The organism is Pelomonas sp. SE-A7 (assembly GCF_030345705.1).
Lineage (GTDB): Bacteria > Pseudomonadota > Gammaproteobacteria > Burkholderiales > Burkholderiaceae_C > JAUASW01.
Genome location: NZ_JAUASW010000003.1, coordinates 39,728 through 62,851, shown reverse-complemented (window position 1 = coordinate 62,851; position 23,124 = coordinate 39,728). Strand labels below are relative to the sequence as shown.

The window sequence follows — 23,124 nt, the reverse complement described above, 5'->3', positions numbered from 1 at the left end:
ATGCGCCCCGGCTCAGGGCGTGGCGAGCTGGAAATGCTCCACCTTGGGCGGCTCGGCGAAGAAGGGCCCCACGATGGCGCGCCATTGCCCGAACAAGGGGCCGCCGCGGAAGTCCACCGTGTGGTTTTCCAGCGTCGCCCAGTCGATCAGCAGCAGGTAGCGCTCCGGCGCTTCGATGCCGCGCTGCAGCTGGTGGCGCAGAAAGCCGGGCGAGCGCGAGATCACCTCGGCCACGCCCCGGGCGATGGCGGCTTCGAAGGCAGCCTGCTGGCCGGGGGCGATGCGGATGTCGGCGACTTCGAGAATCATGGTCGTGCAGGGGAGCGACAGGAAGGGCAGATGCTAGCGCGGCCGGACAGGGGGCTTGCTATCCTGATCGGCCCATGCCGATGTCCGAGACCTCCACCCCCAGCTTCCAGCGCGCCTTGTGGCGCACGCTGCTGGTGTTCGGGGCCCTGGTCGCGGCCTTCGTGTTCTATGTGCTGGCCGAGAAGGAGATCGACCGCACCAACCAGCTGCGCCAGCGCTCCAGCCTGCTGGCCGACGAGTTGCGCCAGACCTCGGACGATTTGACGCGCATGGTGCGGACCTATGCCGCCACCGGCGATGCGGTCTACAAGGAGCGCTACCAGGAGATCCTCGAGATCCGCGAAGGCCGCAGCCCGCGGCCGCGCGATGCGGCCAACATCTACTGGGACCTGGTGCTGGCCGACGGCAAGCGGCCGCGCCCCTTCGCCGAGGCCAAGCCGCTGCTGGAGCTGATGCGCGAGGCCGGCTTCACCGACATGGAGTTCGACAAGCTGGCCGAGGCCAAGCGCAATTCCGATGCGCTGACCCAGACCGAGTACGAGGCCATGGCCCTGCTGGCAGGGGCGGGCGCGCCTTCGGCCGAGCTGCGCGCCCGGGCCGTGGCCCTGCTGCACGACGAGGCCTACCACCGGGCCAAGGCCGGCATCATGCGGCCCATCGCCCAGTTCAATGAGCTGGTGCGCGAGCGCACCGACCGCGCCGTGGCCCAGGCGGTCGGCAATGCCGGCCTGATGCGCTGGCTGTTCGTGTCGCTGGGCCTGCTGCTGGCCTGGATGATCTGGCGGCTCTACAAGCTGCAGCAGCAGACGCTGGGCGCGCCGCTGGATCATGTGCACGAGCAGATCGCGCGGCTGGGCCGCGGCGAGTTCGAGGCCGAGCTGCCGGCGGGCGAGCGCGAGGACGGCACGGTGATGGGCTGGCTGGCCGAGCTGCAGGGCCGGCTGCAGCAGACCGACGCCGAGCGACGCGCGGCCGAGCAGTCGCTGCGGGTCAACAGCGAGCAGCTCAAGGAAGCGCAGAAGATCGCCCGCCTGGGCAGCTGGTCGCTGGAGCCGGGCACCGGCAAGCTGTGGTGGAGCGAGGAGACCTTCCAACTGTTCGAGCTGGACCCTTCGGAGTTCGGCGCCACCTACCGCGACTTCCTGGAGCGGGTCCATCCGGAGGACCGCGAGAGCGTCAAGCAGGCCTACCTGGATTCGCTCAACAAGGGCCAGCCCTATCACGTGGTCCACCGCATCCTGCTGCCCGACGGCCGCATCAAGTGGATAGAGGAGCGGGCCAGCTCCGAGTTCGGCAGCCAGGCGCTGCGCACCGTGGGCACGGCCCAGGACATCACCGAGCTCAAGCAGGCCGAGGCACGCATCCAGATGCTGGCCTTCTACGACCAGCTGACCGGCCTGCCCAACCGCACGCTGCTGATGGACCGCTTGCACCAGCTGCAGGCCGCCAGCGCGCGCAACCGCCAGCATGGCGCCCTGCTGTTCATCGACCTCGACCATTTCAAGACCATCAACGACACCGAGGGTCATGAGGTCGGCGACCAATGGCTGAAGGAAGTGGCGGCGCGGCTGCAGGCCTGCCTGCGCGACGGAGACACCGTGGCGCGCTTCGGTGGCGACGAGTTCGTCGTGCTGCTGGCCGGGCTGCAACCGAGCCGCGATGACGCGGCCTCCGATGCCGAGGCCGTGGCCGAGAAGCTGCTGGTCGCGATCAAGGCGCCGTTCGCGCTGGCCGGCGATGCCTACGAGGGTTCGGCCAGCATTGGCATGACCCTGTTCCGCGGCGACCAGGGCTCGACCGACGAGCTGATGAAGCAGGCCGACCTGGCCATGTACAAGGCCAAGTCGGCCGGCCGCGATGCGGTCTGCTTCTTCGACCCGGCGCTCGAGATCGCGGTCAAGGACCGGCTGGCGCTGGAGCAGGACCTGCGCCTGGCGCTGGCCGGGCAGCAGTTCCAGCTGCACTACCAGCCGGTGGTGGACAGTGCCGGCCGCACCATAGGCGCGGAATGCCTGCTGCGCTGGGCCCATCTGCAGCGCGGCGTGGTGCCGCCGGTGGTCTTCATCCCGCTGGCCGAGGCCAGCGGCCTGATCCTGCCGCTGGGCCTGTGGGTGCTGGAGACCGCCTGCGCCACGCTGGCCCGCTGGGCCACGATGCCGGGCTTCGAGACGCTGACGCTGGCGGTCAACGTCAGCGCGCGCCAGTTCCAGCAGGCCGATTTCGTGACCCAGGTGCTGGGCGTCCTGCAGCGCACGGCGATAGACCCCGAGCGGCTCAAGCTGGAGCTGACCGAAAGCCTGCTGGCCCACAACGTCGAGGACCTGATCGCCAAGATGGTGGCGCTGAAGGCGCGCGGCATCGGCTTCTCGCTGGACGACTTCGGTACCGGCTATTCCTCGCTGTCCTACCTGAAGCGGCTGCCGCTGGACGACCTCAAGGTCGATGCCTCCTTCGTGCGTGACGTGCTGCACGACCCCAGCGATGCGGCCATCGCCCGCACCATCGTGACCCTGGCCCGCAGTCTCGATCTGGGCGTGATCGCCGAAGGCGTGGAGACCGAGCCGCAGCGCGCCTTCATGGCCGGCATCGGCTGCCCGCAGTTCCAGGGCTGGCTCTATAGCCGGCCGCTGCCCTTGGCCCAGTTCGAGGCCCGGGTACTGCAGGGCCGTTGACGCTGGCAGGGCGGCGGCGCATGCTGGCCGCTCCGCCCTCGTTCGTTCCGGGAGCCTGCCATGCGTCGTGCCGTGCTGCGCCTCGTTCTCGTCACCGGTCTGCTGGCCGGTCCGGCCGCCGTGCTCTGCGGCACCGGCATCTTCGTCAATGGCGCCGAGCTCAAGCCCGAGACCGTGCAGGCGCTGCAGCAGGTCTACCCGACGACGGTGGCGCCCGGGCGCTACTGGTACGACGCCCTGTCCGGCGCCTGGGGCGTGGAAGGCCAGCCCATCGCCGGCCAGCTGATGCCGGGCCTGAACCTCGGCGGCACGCTCAAGGCCGAGGCCTCGCGCGGCGATTCCGGCGTGTTCATCAACGGCCGCCAGATCCAGCGCGGCGAGAAGGCCTATCTTGAAATGCTGTGCCAGACCCCGGTGCGGCCGGCCCGCTACTGGATCATGGCCAACGGCATAGGCGGCTACGAGGGCCTGCCGGCCAGCTTCAACCTGGCGCAATGCCCGGGCCTGGCCCAGGGCGGCGGTGGCGGACGCTCCAGCTCGCGCACCTGGTGCGAGGGCAGCCACTGCACCACGACCAGCGTGCTGGGCTACATCTCGACCTCGCGCTGAGCGCTTTTTTCCCCGGGCAAGCCCCGAGTCACAATGCGCGCCGATTCCCGATGATGCGGGATGCGGCGGCCCGGCCCTGGGCCGTCTCCACAAGACCAACCCTCACAAGGCCGGAACGTGACCACAAGCCACACCATGCCCGATGACCGCGCCAGCGAACTGACCGTACGCGGCCTGCTCCTGGGCATCGTCATCACCCTGATCTTCACCGCTGCCAACGTCTACTTCGGTCTCAAGGCCGGCCTGACCTTCGCGACCTCGATCCCCGCCGCCGTCATCTCGATGGCCCTGCTGCGCAAGTTCTCGCACACGACGATCGGCGAGAACAACATCGTGCAGACCGTGGCCTCGTCGGCCGGCGCGATCTCCTCGGTGATCTTCGTGCTGCCCGGCCTGATCATGGTCGGCTGGTGGAACGGTTTCCCCTACTGGACCACGACCCTGATCTGCGCCCTGGGCGGCGTGCTGGGCGTGATGTATTCGATTCCGCTGCGCCGTGCCCTGGTGACCGATTCGGACCTGCCCTATCCGGAAGGCGTGGCCTGCGCCGAGGTGCTCAAGGTCGGCTTCCAGGAAGCCGATGCCGGCCAGGCGCAGGAAGAGAACCGCAAGGGTCTGATGGCCATCGTGGCCGGCGCCGCGGTCTCGGCCGGCTTCGCCCTGGTGATCGCCACCCAGGTCTTTGCCGGCGAGGTCCAGCGCTTCTTCCGTGTCGGTGAAGGCGGCCGTGGCGGCGCCACCGGCTACACCTTCGCCCTGTCCTTCGCCCTGCTGGCGGTCGGCCACCTGGTGGGCCTGTGGGTCGGCATCGCCTCGCTGCTGGGCGCCGCCATCGCCTGGGTCGTGGCCGTGCCCTACATGAGCGGCCTGCACGACATCGCCACCAACGGCGCCATCACCGACGCGGCCGCCCTGGCCAAGACCGTGTGGAGCAAGCAGGTTCGCTTCATAGGCGCCGGCGCCATCGGCGTCGCCGCCATCTGGACCCTGATCAAGCTGGTCAAGCCGGTGGCCTCCGGCCTGCGTTCGGCCATGGCTGCCTCGCGCAAGCGCAAGGCCGGCCAGGGCGCCAGCCTGCCGCGCACCGAGCAGGACATTCCCATCGGCTGGGTGGCCGGCATCACGGCCCTTTGCATGCTGCCGATCGGCTTCATCCTGGCCCAGTTCGCCCAAGGCGCGGGCCTGGGTGAGCACATCGGTCTGCTGGTCATTGGCGGTGTCGCCTACGTGGCGCTGATGAGCTTCTTCGTGTCGGCGGTCTGCGGCTACATGGCGGGCCTGGTGGGATCGTCGAACAGCCCGCTGTCCGGCGTCGGTATCCTGGTCGTCATCGGCATCGCCCTGCTGCTGGTCACCGCGGTCAAGCCGCTGGTGCCGGCCGCGCTGCATCCGGCGCTGGTGGCCTTCTCGCTGTTCGTCACCGCCGTGGTGATCGCCGTGGCCGTGATCGCCAACGACAACATGCAGGACCTGAAGACCGGCCAGCTGGTGGACGCCACGCCGTGGCGCCAGCAGGTGGCCCTGGTGATCGGCGTGGTGGCCGGCGCGGTGGTGATCCCGCCGGTGCTGGACCTGCTGAACCAGGCCTACGGCTTCACCGGTGCGCCCGGTGCCGACCCGGCCAAGGCCCTGGCCGCTCCGCAGGCCGCGCTCATTTCTGCGCTGGCCCGCGGAGTGATCCAGGGCGACCTGAACTGGAACCTGATCGGCATTGGCGCCCTGATCGGCGTGGTGATGATCGTGATCGACGCCTTCCTGCGCAAGAACGTCAAGGGCGCCAGCATGCCGCCGCTGGCCGTGGGCCTGGGCATCTACCTGCCCACCGCGACCACGCTGATGATCAGCATCGGCGCCATCGTGGGCCACCTCTACGAGCGCCGCGCCGAGCGCCAGGCCAAGCCCGAGTTCAGCAAGCAGCTGGGCGTGCTGCTGGCCTCCGGCATGATCGTCGGCGAAGGCCTCTTGGGCGTGATCATCGCGGCCCTGGTGGTGTTCTCCGGCAAGGACTTCCCGCTGGGTCTGGTCAGCGGCGAGTTCGCCGAGCACTACGGCGTCTGGCTGGGCGGCGTGGGCTTCGCGGCCGTGACCTTCGTGGTCTACCGCTGGATCCTGAAGCAGGGCGAGGCCAGCAAGGGCTGACCCCATGTGACCAACGACCGGCCGGCCCTGGCCGGCTAGGCTGCCGCGCTTGTTGTTCCCAGCTTTCAAGGAGTTGCCCATGCAGGCACATGAACTCAAGCGCCGCCAGATACTGGCCGGCACCGTCGCAGCCGCAGCCGCTTCGACGGTGGGCCTGCCCGGCCTCGTGCAGGCCGCGCCGAAGCCGCTCAACATCCTGATACTCGGCGGCACCGGCTTCACCGGTCCGCACCAGGTGCGCTATGCGCTGTCGCGCGGGCACAAGGTCACGCTGTTCAACCGCGGCCGCCGTCCCAAGGAATGGCCGGCGGCGGTGGAAGAGCTGACCGGCGACCGCGACATCAACGACTACGCCTCGCTGAAGGGGCGGCAGTGGGATGTCTGCATAGACAACCCGACCAGCGTGCCGTTCTGGGTGCGCGACGCCGCGGCGGTGCTCAAGGGCAACGTCAAGCACTACATCTTCATCTCCACGGTCTCGGTCTACGAGAGCAACGGCAAGGCCGGGGAAGACGAGGGCGGCAAGCGCGCCGTCTACACCGGACCCGACGCCATGGCCGAAACCATGGCCAATCTGCGCAAGGACATGCGACTGTACGGACCGCTGAAGGCCCTCAGCGAGGACGAGGCGCACAAGCAGTTCGCCGGCATGACCACGGTCATCCGCCCCGGCCTGATCGTCGGCCCCGGCGACGAGACCGACCGCTTCAGCTACTGGCCGCTGCGCCTGCAGCGCGGTGGCAAGACCCTGGTGCCGCCGCTGCAGGATCCGGTCAAGTTCATCGACGGCCGCGACCTCGCCGAATGGGCGATCCGCATGGCCGAGCAGCGGACCTTGGGCGACTTCAACGCCTTCGGCCCGGCCGAAGAGATGAGCATGGGCGCCATGCTCAAGGGCATCAACGAGGCGCTGGGCAACAAGGCCCAGTTCATCGAGGCCTCGGAGAAGTTCCTGGAGGAGAACAAGGTCGGGGCCTGGATGGACCTGCCGGTCTGGGTGCCGGGCGGCGGCGATACCGCCGGCTTCCACCGGCGCAGCAATGCCAAGGCGGTCAAGGCAGGGCTCACGTTCCGCCCGGTCGGGCAGTCGGCCAGCGACTTCCTGGCCTGGTGGGCGACGCTGGACGAGAAGCGCCGCACCGGCCCGCTGCGCGCCGGTTTGAAGCCCGAGCGCGAAGCGGAGCTGCTGGCCAAGCTCGGGGCCTGAGCCATGCTGCGGCGGCGCGAGCTCTGTCTGGTGCCGCTGCTGGCTCTGCCCTCAAGCCGGGCCGCTTCGAGCAGCGATGCCTTCGAGCGCATCACGCCAGAGGCCGCGGGCTACGACGCCGCCAAGCTGCAAGCGCTGGCCGGGTTTCTCGAGCGGTCGGGCTCCGAGTCCTTGCTGCTGCTGCACCAGGGCCGGGTGTTCTTCGAATGGGGCGACATCCGCCGGCGTCGCCTGGTGCATTCCATCCGCAAATGCCTGCTCAGCAGCCTGGTCGGCCGTGCCGTGGCGCGTGGCCAGATCGACCTGCAGGCGACGCTGGAACAACTCGGCATCGATGATCTGCAGCCGCTGAGCCCTGCGGAGAAGCAGGCGCGGCTGCTGGACCTGCTGGCCTCGCGCTCCGGTGTCTACCATCCGGCGGCTGCCGAGTCCCCGGCCATGGAGGCGGCCCGGCCCGCCCGCGGTTCGGCCGCGCCGGGCAGCCGCTACTACTACAACAACTGGGACTTCAACCTGGTCGGCGCCCTGCTTGAAAAGGCGAGCGGGCGCAGCCTCTACGAGTCCTTCCTCGACGAACTGGCGCGGCCGCTGGGCATGCGGGACTACCAGGGCCGCATCGGCCGGCAGCGCGATGCCGAGCTCGATGGCTACTACCAGCTGGAGGCCGAGAAGTCGCGCTACCCGGCCTACCACTTCCGCCTCTCGGCTCATGACCTGGCGCTGTACGGCCAGCTGTGGCTGCAGCGCGGCCGCTGGCAGGGCCGCGAACTGGTGCCGGCCGACTGGGTGACCCGCAGCACCCAGCCGATCTCGCTGCTGGAGCCCGAATGGGGCCATGCCTACGGCCTCCTGTGGGACGTGCTGGTGCCCGAGGCCGGCAGCGTCCATCCGCCTTCGTTCTTCCATACCGGCGTCGATGTCCACATGCTGGGCGTGTATCCGCAGCATGGCCTGGTGCTGGTGCACCGGGTCGACACCGAGTCCGAGGCGGGCTCGCGCTTCCAGCCGCTGGACCTGGTGCGGGTGATCCGCCAGGTTCATGGAGCGCGCCGGCCGGCCGACGCTCGGGCCTGATCCTCTGATCGAGAGATCACAACGGCAGTGGCCGGGCGCCTGACTCAGCGAAGTTGTTCCCGGTGCTGGCCAATGGCTTCCAGCACCAGCGGCGCCAGGCCGGATTCCGCCGTCGCATCCATGTGCGCCAACAGCTCGCGGCGCATGCGCGGGTCCCAGAACTTCTTGAGGTGATTGGCGATGCCGTCCAGCGCCTCCTGATGGTCGGGCATGGCGGCGAAGAAGCTGCCGATCTGGTTGGCCATGGTGACCAGCTTGTCAATTTGCATGGGACGGGTTCTCGGCAGGCGCCGGCAGGGCCAGGCGCTCGGGATGGCAATAGACGACCAGGTCCTGCTCGCGGGCGAAGCCGACCAGGGTCATGCCGGCACGATCGGCGGTGGTCACGGCGAACGAGGTCGGTGCAGACACGGCCGCCAGCAGGGATACACCCGCCGACGCGGCTTTCTGAACCAACTCGAAGCTGGCGCGGCTGGTGATGGCAATGAAGCCTTGCGAGGCATCGACGCCTTGGCGGGCGAGGGCGCCGATCAGCTTGTCCAGCGCATTGTGGCGGCCCACGTCTTCGCGCAGACATCTCACTTCGCCGTCCGCAGAACACCAACCCGCGGCGTGGACCGCGCCGGTGGCTTGTTGCAGCGCCTGGTGGTCTCGGAACTGGCCGAGGGCGCGGGCAATGGCCTGGCGGCCGAAGGCACCGCCCGCCTTCAGCGGCGGCAGATCGCGCGCCACCTGCGCCAGGCTCTCGGTGCCGCACAAACCGCAGCCGGTGCGGCCGGCCATGGTGCGGCGGCGTTCCTTCAGTCGGGCAAAGGCCTCGCCGGCGATTTCGCAATGCAGCGTGATGCCCAGCTCGGAGACTTCTTCCTCGACCGAGTACAGCTGATCCGCGCCTTGCAGCAGGCCCTCGCTGAGCGAGAAGCCCAGCGCAAAGTCTTCCAGGTCCAGCGGCGTGGCCAGCATCACCGCCTGAGAGATGCCGTTGAACTCCAGCGCCACCGGCACTTCCTCGGCCACCCAGTCCTGCTGCTCGAAGGCGTGGCCAGCCCGCATGCCGCGCACTGGCAGCGAGCGGGCGCCATCGCGGGAATCGCCAGGCATGGGGCCGCTCACTTGCCCTGCACTTCGGCCAGGGCCCGCGCGTCCAGCAACTCCTGCTGGGTCTTGCTGAAGCGGCTGTACTCCTGCTGCCAGCTGGACATCTGCATCACCGGCATCACTTGCACCGCCGTGACCTTGTACTCGGGGCAGTTGGTCGCCCAGTCGGAGTTCTCGGTGGTGATCACGTTGGCGCCCGATTCGGGGAAGTGGAAGGTCGTGTAGACCACGCCCGGCTGCATGCGCTCGGTGAGGGTGGCGCGCAGCACGGTCTCGCCGGCGCGGCTCTGGATGCTGACCCAGTCATCCATCTTGATACCGCGCTCCTCGGCGTCATGCGGATGGATCTCCAGCCGGTCTTCGCTGTGCCACTGGTTGTTCTCGGTGCGGCGGGTCTGCGCGCCGACGTTGTACTGGCTGAGGATGCGGCCGGTGGTGAGCAAGAGCGGGAACTTGCGCGTGACCTTCTCTTCGGTGGGCAGGTACTGGGTGATGAAGAAGCGGCCCTTGCCGCGCACGAAGCGGTCCACATGCATGATGGCCGTGCCGGCCTCGGCCGTGCTCGCGTTGCAAGGCCATTGCACGCTGCCAAAGCGCTCGATCTTGTCGTAGCTGACGCCGCTGAAGCTGGGTGTCAGGGCGGCGATCTCGGCCATGATCTTCTGCGGGCTCTGGTAGGCCATCGGATAGCCCAGCGCGTTGGCCAACTGCACCGTCACCTCCCAGTCCGCCAGGCCGGCCAGCGGCGGCATCACCTTGCGAACGCGCGAGATGCGGCGCTCGGCATTGGTGAAGGTGCCGTCCTTCTCCAGGAAGCTGGAACCGGGCAGGAAGACATGGGCGTACTTGGCCGTCTCGTTCAGGAAGATGTCCTGCACCACCACGCATTCCATCGCTCGCATCGCGGCCGAGACATGCTGGGTGTTGGGGTCGGACTGCACGATGTCCTCGCCCTGGCAATAGAGGCCCTTGAAGCTGCCGGCAATGGCCGCGTCGAACATGTTCGGAATGCGCAGGCCCGGCTCGGGATTGATCTCCACGCCCCAGGCCGCCTCGAAGCTGGCCCGCACCAGGGGGTCGGACACATGGCGATAGCCCGGCAGCTCATGCGGGAAGCTGCCCATGTCACAGCTGCCCTGCACATTGTTCTGCCCGCGCAGCGGGTTCACCCCCACGCCTTCGCGGCCGATGTTGCCGGTGGCCATGGCGAGGTTGGCGATGCCCATCACCATGGTCGAGCCCTGGCTGTGCTCGGTGACGCCCAGGCCGTAATAGATGGCCGCGTTGCCGCCGGTGGCGTACAGGCGTGCCGCCGCGCGCAGCTCGGCCGCCGGCACGCCGGAGGCTGCTTCCAGAGCCTCGGGCGAGTTCTCCGCCTTGGCGACGAAATCACGCCAGTCGGCGAAGGACTTGGCATCGCAGCGCTCGGCCACGAAGCTCTCCGCCACCAGGCCTTCGGTGACGACCACATGCGCCATCGCCGTGATCACCGCCACATTGGTGCCGGGCCGCAGTTGCAGGTGGTGCTCGGCCTGGATATGGGGCGAGCGCACGATGTCGATGCGGCGCGGGTCGACGACGATGAGCTTGGCGCCCTGGCGCAGCCGCTTCTTCATCCGCGAGGCGAAGACCGGATGGCCGTCGGTCGGGTTGGCACCTATCACCACGATCACGTCGGCCTGGTCCACCGACTCGAAGGTCTGCGTGCCGGCCGAGGTGCCCAGCGTCTGGCCCAGGCCATAGCCGGTGGGCGAGTGGCAGACGCGGGCGCAGGTGTCGACGTTGTTGTTGCCGAAGGCCGCGCGGATCAGCTTCTGCACCAGGTAGGTCTCTTCGTTGGTGCAGCGCGAGGAGGTGATGCCGCCGATGGAATCCTTGCCGTACTTGGCCTGCAGCCGGCGGAACTCGCTGGCCGCATGGGTGAGCGCCGCCTCCCAGCTCACTTCCTGCCACGGGTCGTCGATGGACGCGCGGATCATCGGCTTGGTGATGCGGTCCGCATGCGTGGCATAGCCCCAGGCGAAGCGGCCCTTGATGCAGCTGTGACCCTCGTTGGCCTTGCCGTCCTTCCAGGGCACCATGCGCACGACCTGCGTGCCCTTCATCTCGGCCTTGAAACCGCAGCCCACACCGCAATAGGCGCAGGTGGTGATGACGCTGTGTTCGGGCTGGCCGAGCTGGACGACCGTCTTTTCCTGCAGGGTGGCCGTGGGGCAGGCCTGCACGCAGGCGCCGCAGCTGACGCATTCCGAATCCATGAAGGGCTGATCCTGGCCCGGTGAGACGCGCGCCTCGAAGCCGCGGCCCGAGATGGTCAGGGCGAAGGTGCCTTGGGTCTCTTCACAGGCGCGCACGCGGCGGTTGCAGACGATGCACTTGCTGGAGTCAAACGTGAAATAGGGGTTGGATTCGTCCTTGGGCAGGTCGCAGTGGTGGGCTCCAGCCTGCTCTCCAACACCATAGCGCACATTGCGCAGGCCGACCACGCCGGCCTGCGTCTGCAATTCGCAATCTCCATTGGCCGAACAGGTCAGGCAGTCCAGCGGATGGTCGGAGATGTAGAGCTCCATCACTCCCTTGCGCAGTTCCTGCAGCTTCGGCGTCTGCGTGCGCACCTTCATGCCGGCTTCGGCCGGTGTCGTGCAGGAGGCGGGGTAGCCCTTGCGGCCTTCCACCTCCACGAGGCACAGGCGGCAGGAGCCGAAGGGCTCCAGGCTGTCGGTGGCGCAGAGCTTGGGCACCTGGATGCCGGCGTTGATCGCGGCGCGCATCAGCGAAGTGCCTTTGGGCACGGCGACCTCGAAGCCGTCGATCTCGAGCTTGACGGTCTCGGCGGAATCGCGGCGCGGCGTGCCGTAGTCGATGTCGGTTTGTTTCACAGAATCCAGCATGGTCTCTTTCCTGGCCGACTTCAAGGCTTGGCGGCTTCTGACTCGGCCAGCCCGAAGTCCTGCGGATAGTGGTTCAGCGCCGACAGCACCGGGAAGGGCGTCATGCCACCCATGGCGCACAGCGAGCCGTGGGTCATGGTGTCGCAGAGATCGCGCAATAGCGTCACCTGCTGTTCGCGGTTCTGGTTGCCGCGGATCCGGTCGATGACCTCGACGCCGCGGGTCGAGCCTATGCGGCAGGGCGTGCACTTGCCGCAGGACTCGATGGCGCAGAACTCCATCGCATAGCGGGCCAGCTTGGCCATGTCGGCCGTGTCGTCATGCACGACGATGCCGCCGTGGCCCAGCACGGCGCCTGCAGCCGCATAGGCCTCGTAGTCCAGCGGCAGGTCCCATTGCGACTCGGGCAGATAGCTGCCCAGCGGGCCGCCCACCTGCACGGCCTTGATCGGTCGACCGCTGGCCGTGCCGCCACCGAAGTCGATCAGCAGCTCGCGCAGGCTCAGGCCGAAGGCCTTCTCGACCAGCCCGCCCTGCTTGATATTGCCGGCCAGCTGGAAGGGCAGGGTGCCGCGCGAACGGCCGACGCCGTAGTCGCGATAGAACGCCGGACCGCGCGAGAGCACCAGCGGCACGGCGGCGAAGCTCAAGACGTTGTTGATGACCGTGGGCTTGCCGAACAGGCCTTCGATGGCCGGCAGCGGCGGCTTGGCGCGAACCACGCCGCGCTTGCCTTCCAGGCTCTCCAGCATCGCCGTCTCTTCGCCGCAGACATAGGAGCCGGCGCCCTTGCGCACTTCAAGCGTGAACGCGCGGCCGCTGCCGCAGACGTTCTCGCCCAGGAAACCGGCCGCCGTGGCGCGCGCAATTGCCTCGTTCATCACGGCGATGGCCTGCGGATACTCGGAGCGGATGTAGACATAGCCGCGTGTGGCGCCCACCGCGAGCCCGGCGATGACCATGCCCTCGATCAGCATGTAGGGGTCGCCCTCCATCACCATGCGGTCCGCATAGCTGCCGGAGTCGCCTTCGTCGGCATTGCAGGCGATGTACTTCTGCGAGGCTTCAGCCGCCAGCACCGTCTTCCACTTGATGCCGGTCGGGAAGGCCGCACCGCCACGGCCGCGCAGGCCGGAGTCCAGCACCTGCTGCACGATGGTGGCGCCATCGAGAGCCAGCGCGGCGCGCAAGCCGGCCCAGCCTTCAAGCGCTTCGTAGTCGGCGAGTGAAAGCGGGTCCGTCACGCCCATGCGGCGGAAGCTCAGGCGCTCCTGGCGGGCGAGGAAGGGAATCGCTTCGGTGAGACCTTGATGCAGCGGATGGGCGCCGCCTGACAGCAGGCCGGCGTCGAGCAAGGAAGGCACATCCTCCGGCATGACAGGGCCATAGGCCACGCGGCCGGCGGGTGTTGCCACTTCGACTAGGGTCTCCAGCCAGAACAGGCCACGCGAACCGTTGCGGACGATTTCGATGCTCAGGCCGCGGCGGGCCGCTTCGGCTTGCAGCGCGGCCGCCACCTCGTCGGCACCGACGGCCAGCGCCGCGGAGTCCCGCGGCACGAAGACACGGACGGCAGCGCTCATAGCAAGCCTTTGGTGAGCTGATCGAAGCGCGCCGGCGTCATCCGCGCGTGCAGCTTGTCGTCGATCTGGATGGCCGGAGATGAGGCGCACAGGCCCAGGCAATAGACCGGCTCCAGCGTCACCGCGCCATCGGCACGCGTTGCATGCACGGCGCAACCCAAGGCCTTCTCGGCATGCGCCATCAGGCTTTCAGCGCCGCGGGCCTGGCAGGCCTCGGCCCGGCAGACCTGCACCACATGCCGACCCGGCGGCGTCGTGCGGAAAAAGTGGTAGTAGCTGACCACGCCATGGACCTCGGCGCGAGACAGGTTCAGGTATTCGGCCAGCACCGGCACGGCCTCGGGCGGCACATGGCCCAGGCGTTCCTGGATGGCGTGCAGGAGCGGCAGCAGTGCGCCGTCCTGCACCGGCTGCGAGGCCAGGACCTCGCGCACTTGGAGTTCGATCGGGGGATTCATGTGTTCTTCTGTGATCAGTTCCGCACCATCAGCGCTGTTCAGCAAAGAAGGCGGCCGTGCGCGCGATCACCTCCTCAGGTTGATCGCGCTGCGGCGAATGCCTGCATTGTTCCAGGGTCAGCAGCCGGGTTGGGGAATGCAGGCGCTGGATCGCATGGATTTGCTCCAGCGTCGCGTATTCGTCGCCCACGCCTTGGACGGCCAGCACCGGGCAGGCCAGTTGGCCGCGCAGATCGGCTTCGATATTCCACTGGCCTTCGAAGCCCGGCCGCAGCCAGGCGTCGTTCCAGCCGTAGAAGGCCGAGTCGGTGTCGGCATGGTGGCGGGCCAGGGCCGCGCGCAAGGAGCTGCGTTCCTGCTCGTAGGCAGCCTTGGCGGCACGCAGACCGGTGATGGTGACGGGCTCGACGAAGAGATGTGGCGCCATCGCCACCAGGGCGCGCACCCGCCGCGGAAAGTAGGCGGCGAACAGCAGGGCCAGGCTGGCGCCGTCGCTGTGGCCGAACAGCAGCAGGGGCTGGTCCTGCAAGCCCAGCGAATCGAAGTAGGCGGGCAGCAGATGCCGAGCCTGCTCTTGCAGATAGTCCTGCGGCCAGGGCTCGGTGCGTGGCGTGCTGTTGCCGTAGCCGGGGCGCGAGAAAACCAGGCCGCGGCAGTTCGCGGCATCACAGAGCTGCTGCGGAAAATCCTTCCACTGCGAGAGCGAGCCCAGGCCTTCGTGCAGGAAGACGATCAGCGGCCGTTCGGCGAGATCCGGATTGAGCCATTGCGACTCGATCCGGATCGCGTCGTCCAAGGGATGAAGAAATGGAGGCGATTGGGGGCGCATGGCCGAGGGCTGGGGCTGGCTGCCGGCAGTTTGCCATGGGGTCCGCTGCGATACTGCCGGCCAAGCACAAGGAGTTCTTCCGTGGAGACTTTGCACATTGCCGTCGATGCGCGGGGCGTGGCCCGGCTGACGATGAACCGACCCGAGCGCTTCAATGCCTTCAACGAGACCATGATCGGCGAGCTGGCCCAGGCCCTGGGCCATCTGGTGGCCGACCCCAAGGTGCGCGTGATCGTGCTGTGCGGCGCCGGCAAGGCCTTCAGTGCCGGTGCCGACATCGACTGGATGAAGCGCGCAGCCGCTGCCTCTCACGAAGACAACCTGGCCGATGCGCGCCGCTTTGCCGGCATGCTGGCTGCCATCGCCGAATGCCCGAAGCCGGTGCTGGCACGGGTCCAGGGCCTGGCCCTGGGTGGCGGCGTGGGCCTCGCAGCGGCCTGCGATATCGCGGTCGCGGCCGACGACGCCAGGTTTGCGGTCAGCGAGGCTCGCTTCGGCATCCTGCCGGCAGTGATCGGTCCCTATGTGATCAATGCGGTCGGGCCGCGCCAGGCGCGCCGGCTCGCGCTGACTGCCAGCCGCATCGGTGCCGACACGGCCTTGCAGATGGGCCTGATACATGAAGTGGCGCCGCTGGATGAACTGGATGCGGCCGTGGAGCGCTGGGTCCATGAGTTGCTGCAGAACGGACCGCAGGCCCAGGGCGAGATCAAGAGGCTGTTCGCGCAATTGGAAGTCGGCCCGGTGACGGCCGAGGTGCGCGAGCTGACGGCCGAGACCATTGCCCGCGTCCGCATGGGTGACGAGGCGCGCGAAGGCTTTGCGGCCTTCAGCGAGAAGCGGGCGGCAGCCTGGATTCCGGGAGACAAGGCGTGAGCGATTTCAGGATTCAAGAAGGCGCGCTGGTCGGCGTCATTGGCGCCGGCGTGATGGGCGCCGGCATCGCCCAGGTGGCGGCGCAGGCCGGCCATCCGGTGCTGCTGCTGGATGTGCGCGAAGGCGCGGCCGCTGCGGCCATCACCCAGACCGCCAAGGGCCTGGACGGCCTGGTGGCCAAGGGGCGCATGGAGGCCGCGGAGCGGGATGCGGTGATGGCCCGCATCCAGCCTGCCGCGGCCACGGCCGAGCTGGCCGGCGCGGCCCTGGTGATCGAGGTCATCATCGAGAAGCTGGAGCCCAAGCAGGCCCTGCTGCGCGAGCTCGATGCCCTGCTGGCGCCGGGTGCGGTGATTGCCTCCAACACCTCGTCCATCAGCATCACGGCCCTGGCCAATGGCCTGACGAATCCGCAGCGCCTGGTGGGCATGCATTTCTTCAATCCGGTGCCGCTGATGAAGCTGGTGGAGGTGGTGTCGGGCGCTGAGACGGATGCCGGCATTGCCGAGGCCATCTTTGACTTGTCCCGGCGCTGGGGCAAGACGCCGGTGCATGCCAAGTCCACGCCGGGCTTCATCGTCAACCGCATTGCCCGTCCCTATTACGCCGAGACCCTGGCCCTGCTGCTGGAGCAGGCCGGCACGCCGGCCCAGCTGGACCGCTGCCTGCGTGGTGCGGGCTTCCGCATGGGGCCTTGCGAGCTGATGGACCTGATAGGCCACGACACGAATTTCCTGGTCACGCAGTCGGTGTTCGAGGCCAACTTCGGCGACCAGCGCTACCAGCCTTCGCTGGTGCAACGAGCCCTGGTCGATGGTGGCCGCCTGGGTCGCAAGGTTGGCAAGGGGTTTTACGTAGGCACGCCGAGCGCGGCCGATCCGGTGGTCGCGCCCAACGGCGATGCGCCGCAGGGCCTGGTGCTTTGCGGGCGTGGCGGCCTGGTCGATTCGCTGGGCCGCTGGCTGGAGCACAAGGGCCTGGCCTTTGCCCGCGGCGAGGCGGCCGACTGGTGCGGCCTGCAGCTCGGCGATCTGCAGCTGCATCTGTCCAGCGGTGTCACTGCAGCGCAGATGGCCAAGGAGCGGGCCCATCCGATGCTGGCCGTGATCGACTGGCCGGTGGCTCCTGATCGCTGCGATGCCCTGGCGATTGCGTTTGCCCCGCGTGTCGATGAGGGCCACCGCGAGCTGGCGCGTCAGCTGCTGCTGCATCTGGGCTGGCAGCCCCAGGTGCTGCGTGACGTGCCCGGCCTGGCCGTGGCACGCACCGTGGCCATGCTGGTGAACGAGGGCAGCGATGCGGTCTGGCAGGGCGTTTGCGACGAGGCCGCGGCCGACACGGCGATGAAGCTGGGCGTCAACTATCCGGCCGGTCCGTTCGACTGGCTGGCCTTGCTGGGCGCCGAGCGGGTCTGCGCCACGCTCGACGGCTTGTTCGAGGCCTACCGTGGCGAGCGCTACCGCATCAGCCCGCTGCTGCGCGAACAGCGCTTCAAGGCCTGATCAGCACCAGCTCGAACTCGACCACGATCTCGTCCGCCACGGCCAGCAGGCCGCCGAGCAAGTTGAAGGGCACCAGGCCGAAATCGGTCTGGTGCAGCACGAAGCGGCCGCTGACCTTCAGCCCCTGGTCGGCTTCGGAGATCGTCAGCGCCAGCCATTGCTCGCGGCGCTGGCCGTGCAGTTCGATCTCGACCAGCGCCGCCATCCGGGGCGCCTCGCCGACCAGGCGCAGCGAGCGCATCCTCAGCCAGGGGAATCGCTCGGCCTGCAGGCCGCGCTCGCCCAGCATGTTGGCGCGCGTGCCGGCGATGGCCTCGGCGTCGAGGGCTCGGGCAAAGCCGCCTCCGAGCTCGGCGCGCAGGGCCGGATCGTCGAGCTGCAACTGGTCCAGCTTCAGGCCGAGCTGGAAGCGGGCCGAAGCGGCACGGCCGGGCTCCATCAGGATCTGGGCCTCCTGCGGTCGCGCGGTCAGCACATGGTTGTGGCCCAGTCTTGCAGCGGGGCCGGCGCGGAACACATAGGCCCGCAAGTGCGAGGCGGCGGGGGCTAGGCTCAAGGCCTCTTCGCCGGGCTTGGCTTGCAAAGGTTCCCAGTTCGCGGCGACCGTGTGTTCGGCAGATGGGCTGGCACAGGCCGCCAAAGCCAGAGCGCTCAGCAGGGCGAGGCGTCTATGCATCCAGGGCCAGGCCCACGTAGTTCTCGGCCAGGGCGGTCTGGGCGGCCCGGGAGCTGAACAGATAGTCCAGTTCGGCTTGCTGCAGCTTGTGGTCGAAGCTGCCCTGGTCGGGGAAGCTGTGCAGCAGCCGTGTCATGGCCCAGGAGAAGCGCTCGGCCCGCCAGACGCGGCGCAGGGCGCGGGCCGAGTAATGGTCGAGGCCGACCCGGCTGCGCTCGCGGAAATGCTCGATCAGGCCCTCGGCCAGGTAGCGCACGTCGGACACCGCGAGGTTGAGGCCCTTGGCGCCGGTGGGTGGCACGATGTGGGCCGCGTCGCCGGCCAGGAAGAGCTTGCCGAAGCGCATGGGCTCGGCCACGAAGCTGCGCAACGGCGCGATGCTTTTCTCAATCGACGGCGCCGGCTGCAGCGCGGCGGCCGAGACCGGATCCAGCCGGCTGCGCAACTCGGCCCAGAACAGCTCGTCGCTCCACTGCTCGACCGAGTCGGTCAGGCTGCACTGGAGGTAGCAGCGGCTGCGCGTCTTGCTACGCATGCTGCACAGCGCAAAGCCGCGCGGATGCTGGGCATAAACCAGCTCCGGCGCGACCGGCGGCGTGTCGGCCAGCACGCCCAGCCAGCCGAAGGGGTAGGTGCGCTCGAAGGTCCGGATCGCATCCGGCGGCACGCTGTGGCGGGCCACGCCATGAAAGCCGTCGCAGCCCGCGATGAAGTCGCAGTGCAGCTCCTGCGGCTTGCCCTGGCGCAGGTAGCTGAGCCAGGGCTTCTGGCCGTTCTGGAAGTCGTGCAGGGCGACGCCGCTCGCCTCGTAGTGGGTGACGAGCCCGGCCGCGGCGCGGGCGCTCATCAGGTCGCGCGTGATCTCGGTCTGGCCGTAGACCACGACGGCATGGCCGCTCAGGCCCTTGAGGTCTATGTGCTGGCGCTGGCCGTCGAAGGCGATGTAGATGCCGTCGTGGACCAGGCTCTCGCGGTGCAGGCGTTCGGCCAGTCCGGCCTGGTCCAGCAGGTCGACCGTGGTGCGCTCGAGGATGCCGGCGCGGACCCGGCCCAGCACATGCTCGGCGCTGTGCCGTTCGAGGATGACGTTGTGGATGCCGGCACGCGCCAGCAGGTGCCCCAGCAACAGGCCCGAGGGCCCGGCGCCGATGATGGCGACCTGGGTGCTTTGCTGCATGACGGGTCTCCTGTGTGGGACACCCGCCTGTCTGTCAGTGCAGCGGGTTTACAGCAGCATGCGCAAATGCGCCTGGGCCTGCAAGAGGGGCGGCAGGCACAGTTCCACCAATTGCTCCATGCTCATGCGCGAGGCATGGACGCACATGGTCAGCGCAGCCACCACATCGCCGCGGTAGTTCTTCAGCGGCACGGCCAGCGTGCGCAGGCCCAGTTCCAGCTCCTGGTCGATAACGGCATAGCCCAGCGAACGGGCGCGCGCGATCTCGATGCGCAGGCGCTCGGGATGGACGATGGTGTGCGGGGTCAGCGGCTTGAATTCCTGCTTGGCGATCCAGGCGTCGACCTCGTTCTGCGGCATGGCAGCCAGCAGCACCCGGCCTATGCCCGAGCAGTAGGCGGGCACGCGAGCGCCCGGCTGCAGCGTGGGCGAGACCACGCGGCCGGCGCTGGCGGCCGAGATGCAGATCACGTCGTTGCCGTCCAGCACACCGGCCGAACTGGCTTCCTTCAGCGCATAGGCCAGCTTGTGCAACTCGGGCTCGACGATGCGCGGCAGGCGGGCCGAATGCATATAGCTCTGGCCCAGGCGCAGCACGCGCGGGGTCAGGGCGAACATCTTGCGGTCCTGCGAGACGAAGCCCAGGTAGGTCAGCGTCAGCAGGTAGCGGCGGGCGGCAGCGCGGGTCAGGCCGGTGCGGGCGGCGACCTCGCTGATCGTCAGGCGCGGGCGCTCCTGGTCGAAGGCCTCGATCACGGCCAATCCCTTTTCCAGGCCGGCCACCAGATCGCGTTTCAGCGGCATGGTGCTGGTCGGCTGGGCCTCGGGAGCAGGGGCGGGCGTGGAGCTCAGGTCGTCAAAGGCGCGGGCTGCGGACATTGGATACAAGGTGTGCGATTAACGCCCAAGACTGCAGGGCGCAAGCAGGTCAGCCGGCGACTATAGGGATGGACAACTGGATTGTCTTTGGTCCGCGCCATCCCTGAATCGCTGATCGCACGGAACCGCACCATGTTGGTGATCTGGGGCGAATAAGAGCGAAAGCGGTCGGATAGAGATGCTTTCGCCAGTCCCCTGGCGGCCCCTGCGACCTCAGCGCCCTGGTTTGTCACCAGCTTTTGTGCGCTGCGCAGGCCAATCTGGATCCAGTATCCCACCTGAACCTGCGTTTCAACTGACGCCGGGCTGACAATTCACATGCCAATTCCGCGTACCGCACTCAAGTTTTCTTATGGAACACGTCCCCGTTCGCGGGGACGTGTCGGTGCCCAAGGCGGGGTTCAGACGCGTTCGATCAGCAGGGCAATGCCCTGGCCCACGCCTATGCACATGGTGCAAAGCGCATAGCGGCCGCCGCTACGCTGCAGTTGGTTCACCGCGGTCGTGACCAGGCGGGCGCCGCTGGCGCCCAGCGGGTGGCCCAGGGCGATGGCGCCGCCGTTCGGATTGACCCGGGCATCGTCATCGGCCAGCCCCAGGTCGCGCAGCACCGCCAGGCCTTGAGCGGCAAAGGCCTCGTTCAGTTCGATCAGGTCGATCTGGTCCAGCCGGATCCCGGTCTGGGCCAGCAGCTTGCGGGTGGCCGGGGCCGGACCCATGCCCATGACGCGCGGTGCCACGCCGGCCGTGGCCATGCCAAGTACCCGGGCGCGCGGCTTGAGCCCGTGGCGGGCAGCGGCGGTTTCGCTGGCCAGCAGCAGGGCGCAGGCGCCGTCATTGACGCCCGAGGCGTTGCCGGCGGTGATCGTGCCGTCAGGCCGGACGATGGGCCTGAGCTTGGCCAGTGCCTCCAGGCTGGTGGCGCGGGGGTGTTCATCGCGGTCCACGATCAGCGCGTCGCCCTTCTTCTGGGCGATGCTGACCGGCGTGATCTCGACGCCGAAGAAGCCGGCCTCCTGCGCGGCCACGGCCTTTTGCTGGCTGGCCAGGGCCATGCGGTCTTGCGCATCGCGGCTGATGCCGTAGTCGGTGGCCACGTTCTCGGCCGTCTCGGGCATGGAGTCCACGCCGTACTGTTCCTTCATCAGCTTGTTGATGAAGCGCCAGCCAATGGTGGTGTCGTGGACCGCAGTGCTGCGCGAGAAGGCCGAGTCGGCCTTGGGCATCACGAACGGAGCCCGGCTCATGCTCTCGACGCCGCCGGCCACCATCAGCTGGGCCTCGCCGGCGCGGATCGCCCGGGCCGCCGAGCCCACGGCATCGAGGCCGGAGCCGCAGAGCCGGTTGATGGTCATGCCGGGTGCGGTGATCGGCAGTCCGGCCAGCAGGGAGGACATGCGGGCGACGTTGCGGTTGTCTTCGCCGGCCTGGTTGGCGCAGCCGAACAGCACGTCGTCGAGCTGCTCCCAATCGACGCCCGGGTTGCGGGCCATCAGGGCGCGCAGCGGGATGGCGCCCAGGTCGTCGGCCCGGACCGAGGACAGCGAACCGCCGTAGCGGCCGAAGGGCGTGCGCTGGGCATCGCAGATATAGACGTCTTGCATGGTGAGGAACTCCTTGATGGTTGATATTTGGGTGCCGCTCAGCCCTGGGCCAGCGGCAATTGAAGCAGTTGTTCTAGCTGCGCGCGGTCCATGCCTTCGCAGCAGTCGAGCAGATGGAGGCCATCCGGCGTGATCGCGAGCACCGCCAGGTCGCTGTAGACGCGGGCCACGCAGCTTGCGGCCGTCAGCGGATAGCTGCATTGGGGCACGAGCTTGGGCCGGCCGTCCCGGTCCAGCAGTTCCATCATCACGTAGACCTGCTTGGCACCCAGGGCCAGATCCATGGCGCCGCCGACCGCAGGAATGGCATCCGGCGCACCGGTATGCCAGTTGGCCAGGTCGCCCTGCACCGACACCTGGAAAGCGCCCAGCACGCACAGGTCCAGATGGCCGCCGCGCATCATGGCGAAGCTGTCGGCCTGGTGAAAGAAGCAGCCGCCCGGCCTGAGCGTCACCGGCTGCTTGCCGGCATTGATCAGCTCGCCATCCTCCTGCCCGGGGGCGGGCGGTGGGCCCATGCCCAGCAGGCCGTTCTCGCTGTGCAGGATGATTTCCCACCCAGTCGGAAGTTGCGCGGCCACCAGGGTGGGCAGGCCAATGCCGAGGTTGACCACGGCGCCTTCCGGAATGTCGTGGGCCAGCCGGGCCGCCATCTGTTCGCGAGTCCAGCTCATTGGGCAGCCTCCGGCAGGTGGACCAGACGCTTGACGTAGATCCCCGGCGTGACCACGGCCTCGGGATCGATCCCGCCCAGCTCGACGAACTCGCGCACGGCGGCCACGGTCACCCGGGCCGCCGCCGCCATCACCGGGCCGAAGTTGCGCGCGGTCTTGCGGTAGCAGAGGTTGCCCCAGCGATCGCCGCGCTGGGCCTGGACCAGGGCGTAGTCGGCGTGGATCGGGTACTCCAGCACTTGCAGCCGGCCTCCGATCTCGCGCTGCTCCTTGCCGCGAGCCAGATCGGTGCCGGCGCCGGTGGGTGTGAAGAAGGCACCGATGCCGGCGCCGGCCGCGCGGATGCGCTCGGCCAGGCTGCCCTGGGGCACCAGTTCCAGCTCGATGCGGCCGGCTCGATAGAGCCGGTCGAAATGATGGGAATCGGCTTGGCGCGGAAAGGAGCAAATGATCTTGCGGACCCGCCCCGCCGCCAGCAGCGCAGCCAGGCCGGTGTCGCCATTGCCGGCGTTGTTGCTGACCAGGGTCAGCTCACGCGCGCCTTGCGCCAGCAGGGCGTCGATCAGGGCCAGCGGCTGTCCGGCCAGGCCGAAGCCGCCGACCATGACGGTGGCGCCATCCGGCACATCGGACAGTGCGGCGGCAGCCGAAGTCTGCAGCTTGTCGATCATTGCGATGCTTTCGCAAGTTCTAATTACGAACCACGGTTCTCAAATGGAACATCGTAAAAACTGGGGAGGGACCCGGTCAAGCGCCTCGCGTGAGAATTTGCACGGCGCTTTGTCGGCATGTCCCCAACACTGTGTCAAGCTGTCAGCCTGTATCAAGGTAGGCTTGGCCGGGCGAAAGAGACTGACGAGGGCGCTC

Annotated in this window: 20 protein-coding genes; 7 read left to right on the top strand and 13 right to left on the bottom strand. The window is 68.4% G+C overall.

What is annotated here, in order from left to right; translation table 11 throughout:
• Window positions 1–12 precede the first annotated feature (12 nt).
• The gene (locus tag QT382_RS18260) at window positions 13–309 is read right to left on the bottom strand and encodes an antibiotic biosynthesis monooxygenase family protein (RefSeq protein WP_289255550.1); all 297 of its coding nucleotides are present in this window, start codon (window positions 307–309) and stop codon (window positions 13–15) included.
• An 80-nt stretch (window positions 310–389) separates the two neighbouring features.
• On the opposite strand from QT382_RS18260, the gene QT382_RS18255 reads away from it, so the two are divergent.
• The 5 genes from QT382_RS18255 to QT382_RS18235 all read left to right on the top strand — a co-directional run bounded on the left by QT382_RS18255 (window position 390) and on the right by QT382_RS18235 (window position 8,010).
• A complete protein-coding gene (locus tag QT382_RS18255) occupies window positions 390–2,981 on the top strand; it encodes a putative bifunctional diguanylate cyclase/phosphodiesterase (protein ID WP_289255549.1) in 2,592 nt (863 codons plus the stop codon).
• A gap of 60 nt (window positions 2,982–3,041) precedes the next feature.
• Complete coding sequence (locus QT382_RS18250; RefSeq protein WP_289255548.1) at window positions 3,042–3,590, top strand: hypothetical protein; 549 nt, start codon at window positions 3,042–3,044, stop codon at window positions 3,588–3,590.
• A gap of 135 nt (window positions 3,591–3,725) precedes the next feature.
• Window positions 3,726–5,729, top strand: a complete 2,004-nt coding sequence (locus QT382_RS18245) for an OPT family oligopeptide transporter (RefSeq protein WP_289255547.1) — start codon at window positions 3,726–3,728, stop codon at window positions 5,727–5,729.
• 79 nt (window positions 5,730–5,808) lie between these two features.
• Complete coding sequence (locus tag QT382_RS18240; RefSeq protein ID WP_289255546.1) at window positions 5,809–6,936, top strand: NAD-dependent epimerase/dehydratase family protein; 1,128 nt, start codon at window positions 5,809–5,811, stop codon at window positions 6,934–6,936.
• A 3-nt stretch (window positions 6,937–6,939) separates the two neighbouring features.
• Window positions 6,940–8,010 (top strand): serine hydrolase domain-containing protein, encoded by a 1,071-nt coding sequence (locus tag QT382_RS18235; RefSeq protein WP_289255545.1) that lies wholly within the window; start codon window positions 6,940–6,942, stop codon window positions 8,008–8,010.
• 44 nt (window positions 8,011–8,054) lie between these two features.
• Here QT382_RS18235 and QT382_RS18230 read toward each other — a convergent pair whose 3' ends face one another.
• The 6 genes from QT382_RS18230 to QT382_RS18205 are packed head-to-tail and all read right to left on the bottom strand — an operon-like array spanning window position 8,055 to window position 14,836.
• On the bottom strand, window positions 8,055–8,279 hold the full coding sequence (locus QT382_RS18230) for a formate dehydrogenase subunit delta (protein WP_289255544.1): 225 nt from the start codon (window positions 8,277–8,279) through the stop codon (window positions 8,055–8,057).
• Window positions 8,269–9,111, bottom strand: coding sequence for a formate dehydrogenase accessory sulfurtransferase FdhD (fdhD, locus tag QT382_RS18225; protein WP_289255543.1), 843 nt, complete (start codon window positions 9,109–9,111; stop codon window positions 8,269–8,271). Before fdhD ends, QT382_RS18230 begins: the two co-directional genes overlap by 11 nt.
• Window positions 9,112–9,119: 8 nt before the next feature.
• Window positions 9,120–11,999 carry a formate dehydrogenase subunit alpha gene (gene fdhF / locus QT382_RS18220; protein WP_289255542.1) on the bottom strand — a complete coding sequence of 960 codons (2,880 nt, stop codon included), beginning with the start codon at window positions 11,997–11,999 and terminating at the stop codon, window positions 9,120–9,122.
• A gap of 20 nt (window positions 12,000–12,019) precedes the next feature.
• The gene (locus tag QT382_RS18215; protein ID WP_289255541.1) at window positions 12,020–13,582 is read right to left on the bottom strand and encodes a formate dehydrogenase beta subunit; all 1,563 of its coding nucleotides are present in this window, start codon (window positions 13,580–13,582) and stop codon (window positions 12,020–12,022) included.
• A complete protein-coding gene (locus QT382_RS18210; protein WP_289255540.1) occupies window positions 13,579–14,040 on the bottom strand; it encodes a formate dehydrogenase subunit gamma in 462 nt (153 codons plus the stop codon). Before QT382_RS18210 ends, QT382_RS18215 begins: the two co-directional genes overlap by 4 nt.
• Before the next feature lie 28 nt (window positions 14,041–14,068).
• Window positions 14,069–14,836 carry an alpha/beta fold hydrolase gene (locus QT382_RS18205; protein WP_289255539.1) on the bottom strand — a complete coding sequence of 256 codons (768 nt, stop codon included), beginning with the start codon at window positions 14,834–14,836 and terminating at the stop codon, window positions 14,069–14,071.
• A gap of 114 nt (window positions 14,837–14,950) precedes the next feature.
• Between QT382_RS18205 and QT382_RS18200 the strand changes: the two genes are divergently transcribed.
• Window positions 14,951–15,745, top strand: a complete 795-nt coding sequence (locus tag QT382_RS18200; protein ID WP_289255538.1) for an enoyl-CoA hydratase-related protein — start codon at window positions 14,951–14,953, stop codon at window positions 15,743–15,745.
• Window positions 15,742–17,247: a 3-hydroxyacyl-CoA dehydrogenase gene (locus QT382_RS18195; RefSeq protein WP_289255537.1), complete on the top strand. Its 1,506-nt coding sequence runs from the start codon at window positions 15,742–15,744 to the stop codon at window positions 17,245–17,247. Before QT382_RS18200 ends, QT382_RS18195 begins: the two co-directional genes overlap by 4 nt.
• Here the strand turns inward: QT382_RS18195 and QT382_RS18190 are convergent.
• The 6 genes from QT382_RS18190 to QT382_RS18165 all read right to left on the bottom strand — a co-directional run bounded on the left by QT382_RS18190 (window position 17,237) and on the right by QT382_RS18165 (window position 22,928).
• Window positions 17,237–17,803: a YceI family protein gene (locus QT382_RS18190; RefSeq protein ID WP_289255536.1), complete on the bottom strand. Its 567-nt coding sequence runs from the start codon at window positions 17,801–17,803 to the stop codon at window positions 17,237–17,239. The genes QT382_RS18195 and QT382_RS18190 overlap by 11 nt on opposite strands.
• A 112-nt stretch (window positions 17,804–17,915) precedes the next feature.
• The gene (gene pobA / locus QT382_RS18185) at window positions 17,916–19,100 is read right to left on the bottom strand and encodes a 4-hydroxybenzoate 3-monooxygenase (protein WP_289255535.1); all 1,185 of its coding nucleotides are present in this window, start codon (window positions 19,098–19,100) and stop codon (window positions 17,916–17,918) included.
• A 48-nt stretch (window positions 19,101–19,148) separates the two neighbouring features.
• Window positions 19,149–19,904 carry an IclR family transcriptional regulator domain-containing protein gene (locus QT382_RS18180; RefSeq protein ID WP_289256075.1) on the bottom strand — a complete coding sequence of 252 codons (756 nt, stop codon included), beginning with the start codon at window positions 19,902–19,904 and terminating at the stop codon, window positions 19,149–19,151.
• Window positions 19,905–20,380: 476 nt separating this feature from the next.
• Complete coding sequence (gene pcaF / locus QT382_RS18175) at window positions 20,381–21,583, bottom strand: 3-oxoadipyl-CoA thiolase (RefSeq protein ID WP_289255534.1); 1,203 nt, start codon at window positions 21,581–21,583, stop codon at window positions 20,381–20,383.
• A gap of 38 nt (window positions 21,584–21,621) precedes the next feature.
• Window positions 21,622–22,257, bottom strand: a complete 636-nt coding sequence (locus QT382_RS18170; protein ID WP_289255533.1) for a 3-oxoacid CoA-transferase subunit B — start codon at window positions 22,255–22,257, stop codon at window positions 21,622–21,624.
• Window positions 22,254–22,928 (bottom strand): 3-oxoacid CoA-transferase subunit A, encoded by a 675-nt coding sequence (locus QT382_RS18165; protein ID WP_289255532.1) that lies wholly within the window; start codon window positions 22,926–22,928, stop codon window positions 22,254–22,256. The genes QT382_RS18170 and QT382_RS18165 overlap by 4 nt, the downstream gene beginning before the upstream one ends.
• Between the last annotated feature and the right edge of the window lie 196 nt (window positions 22,929–23,124).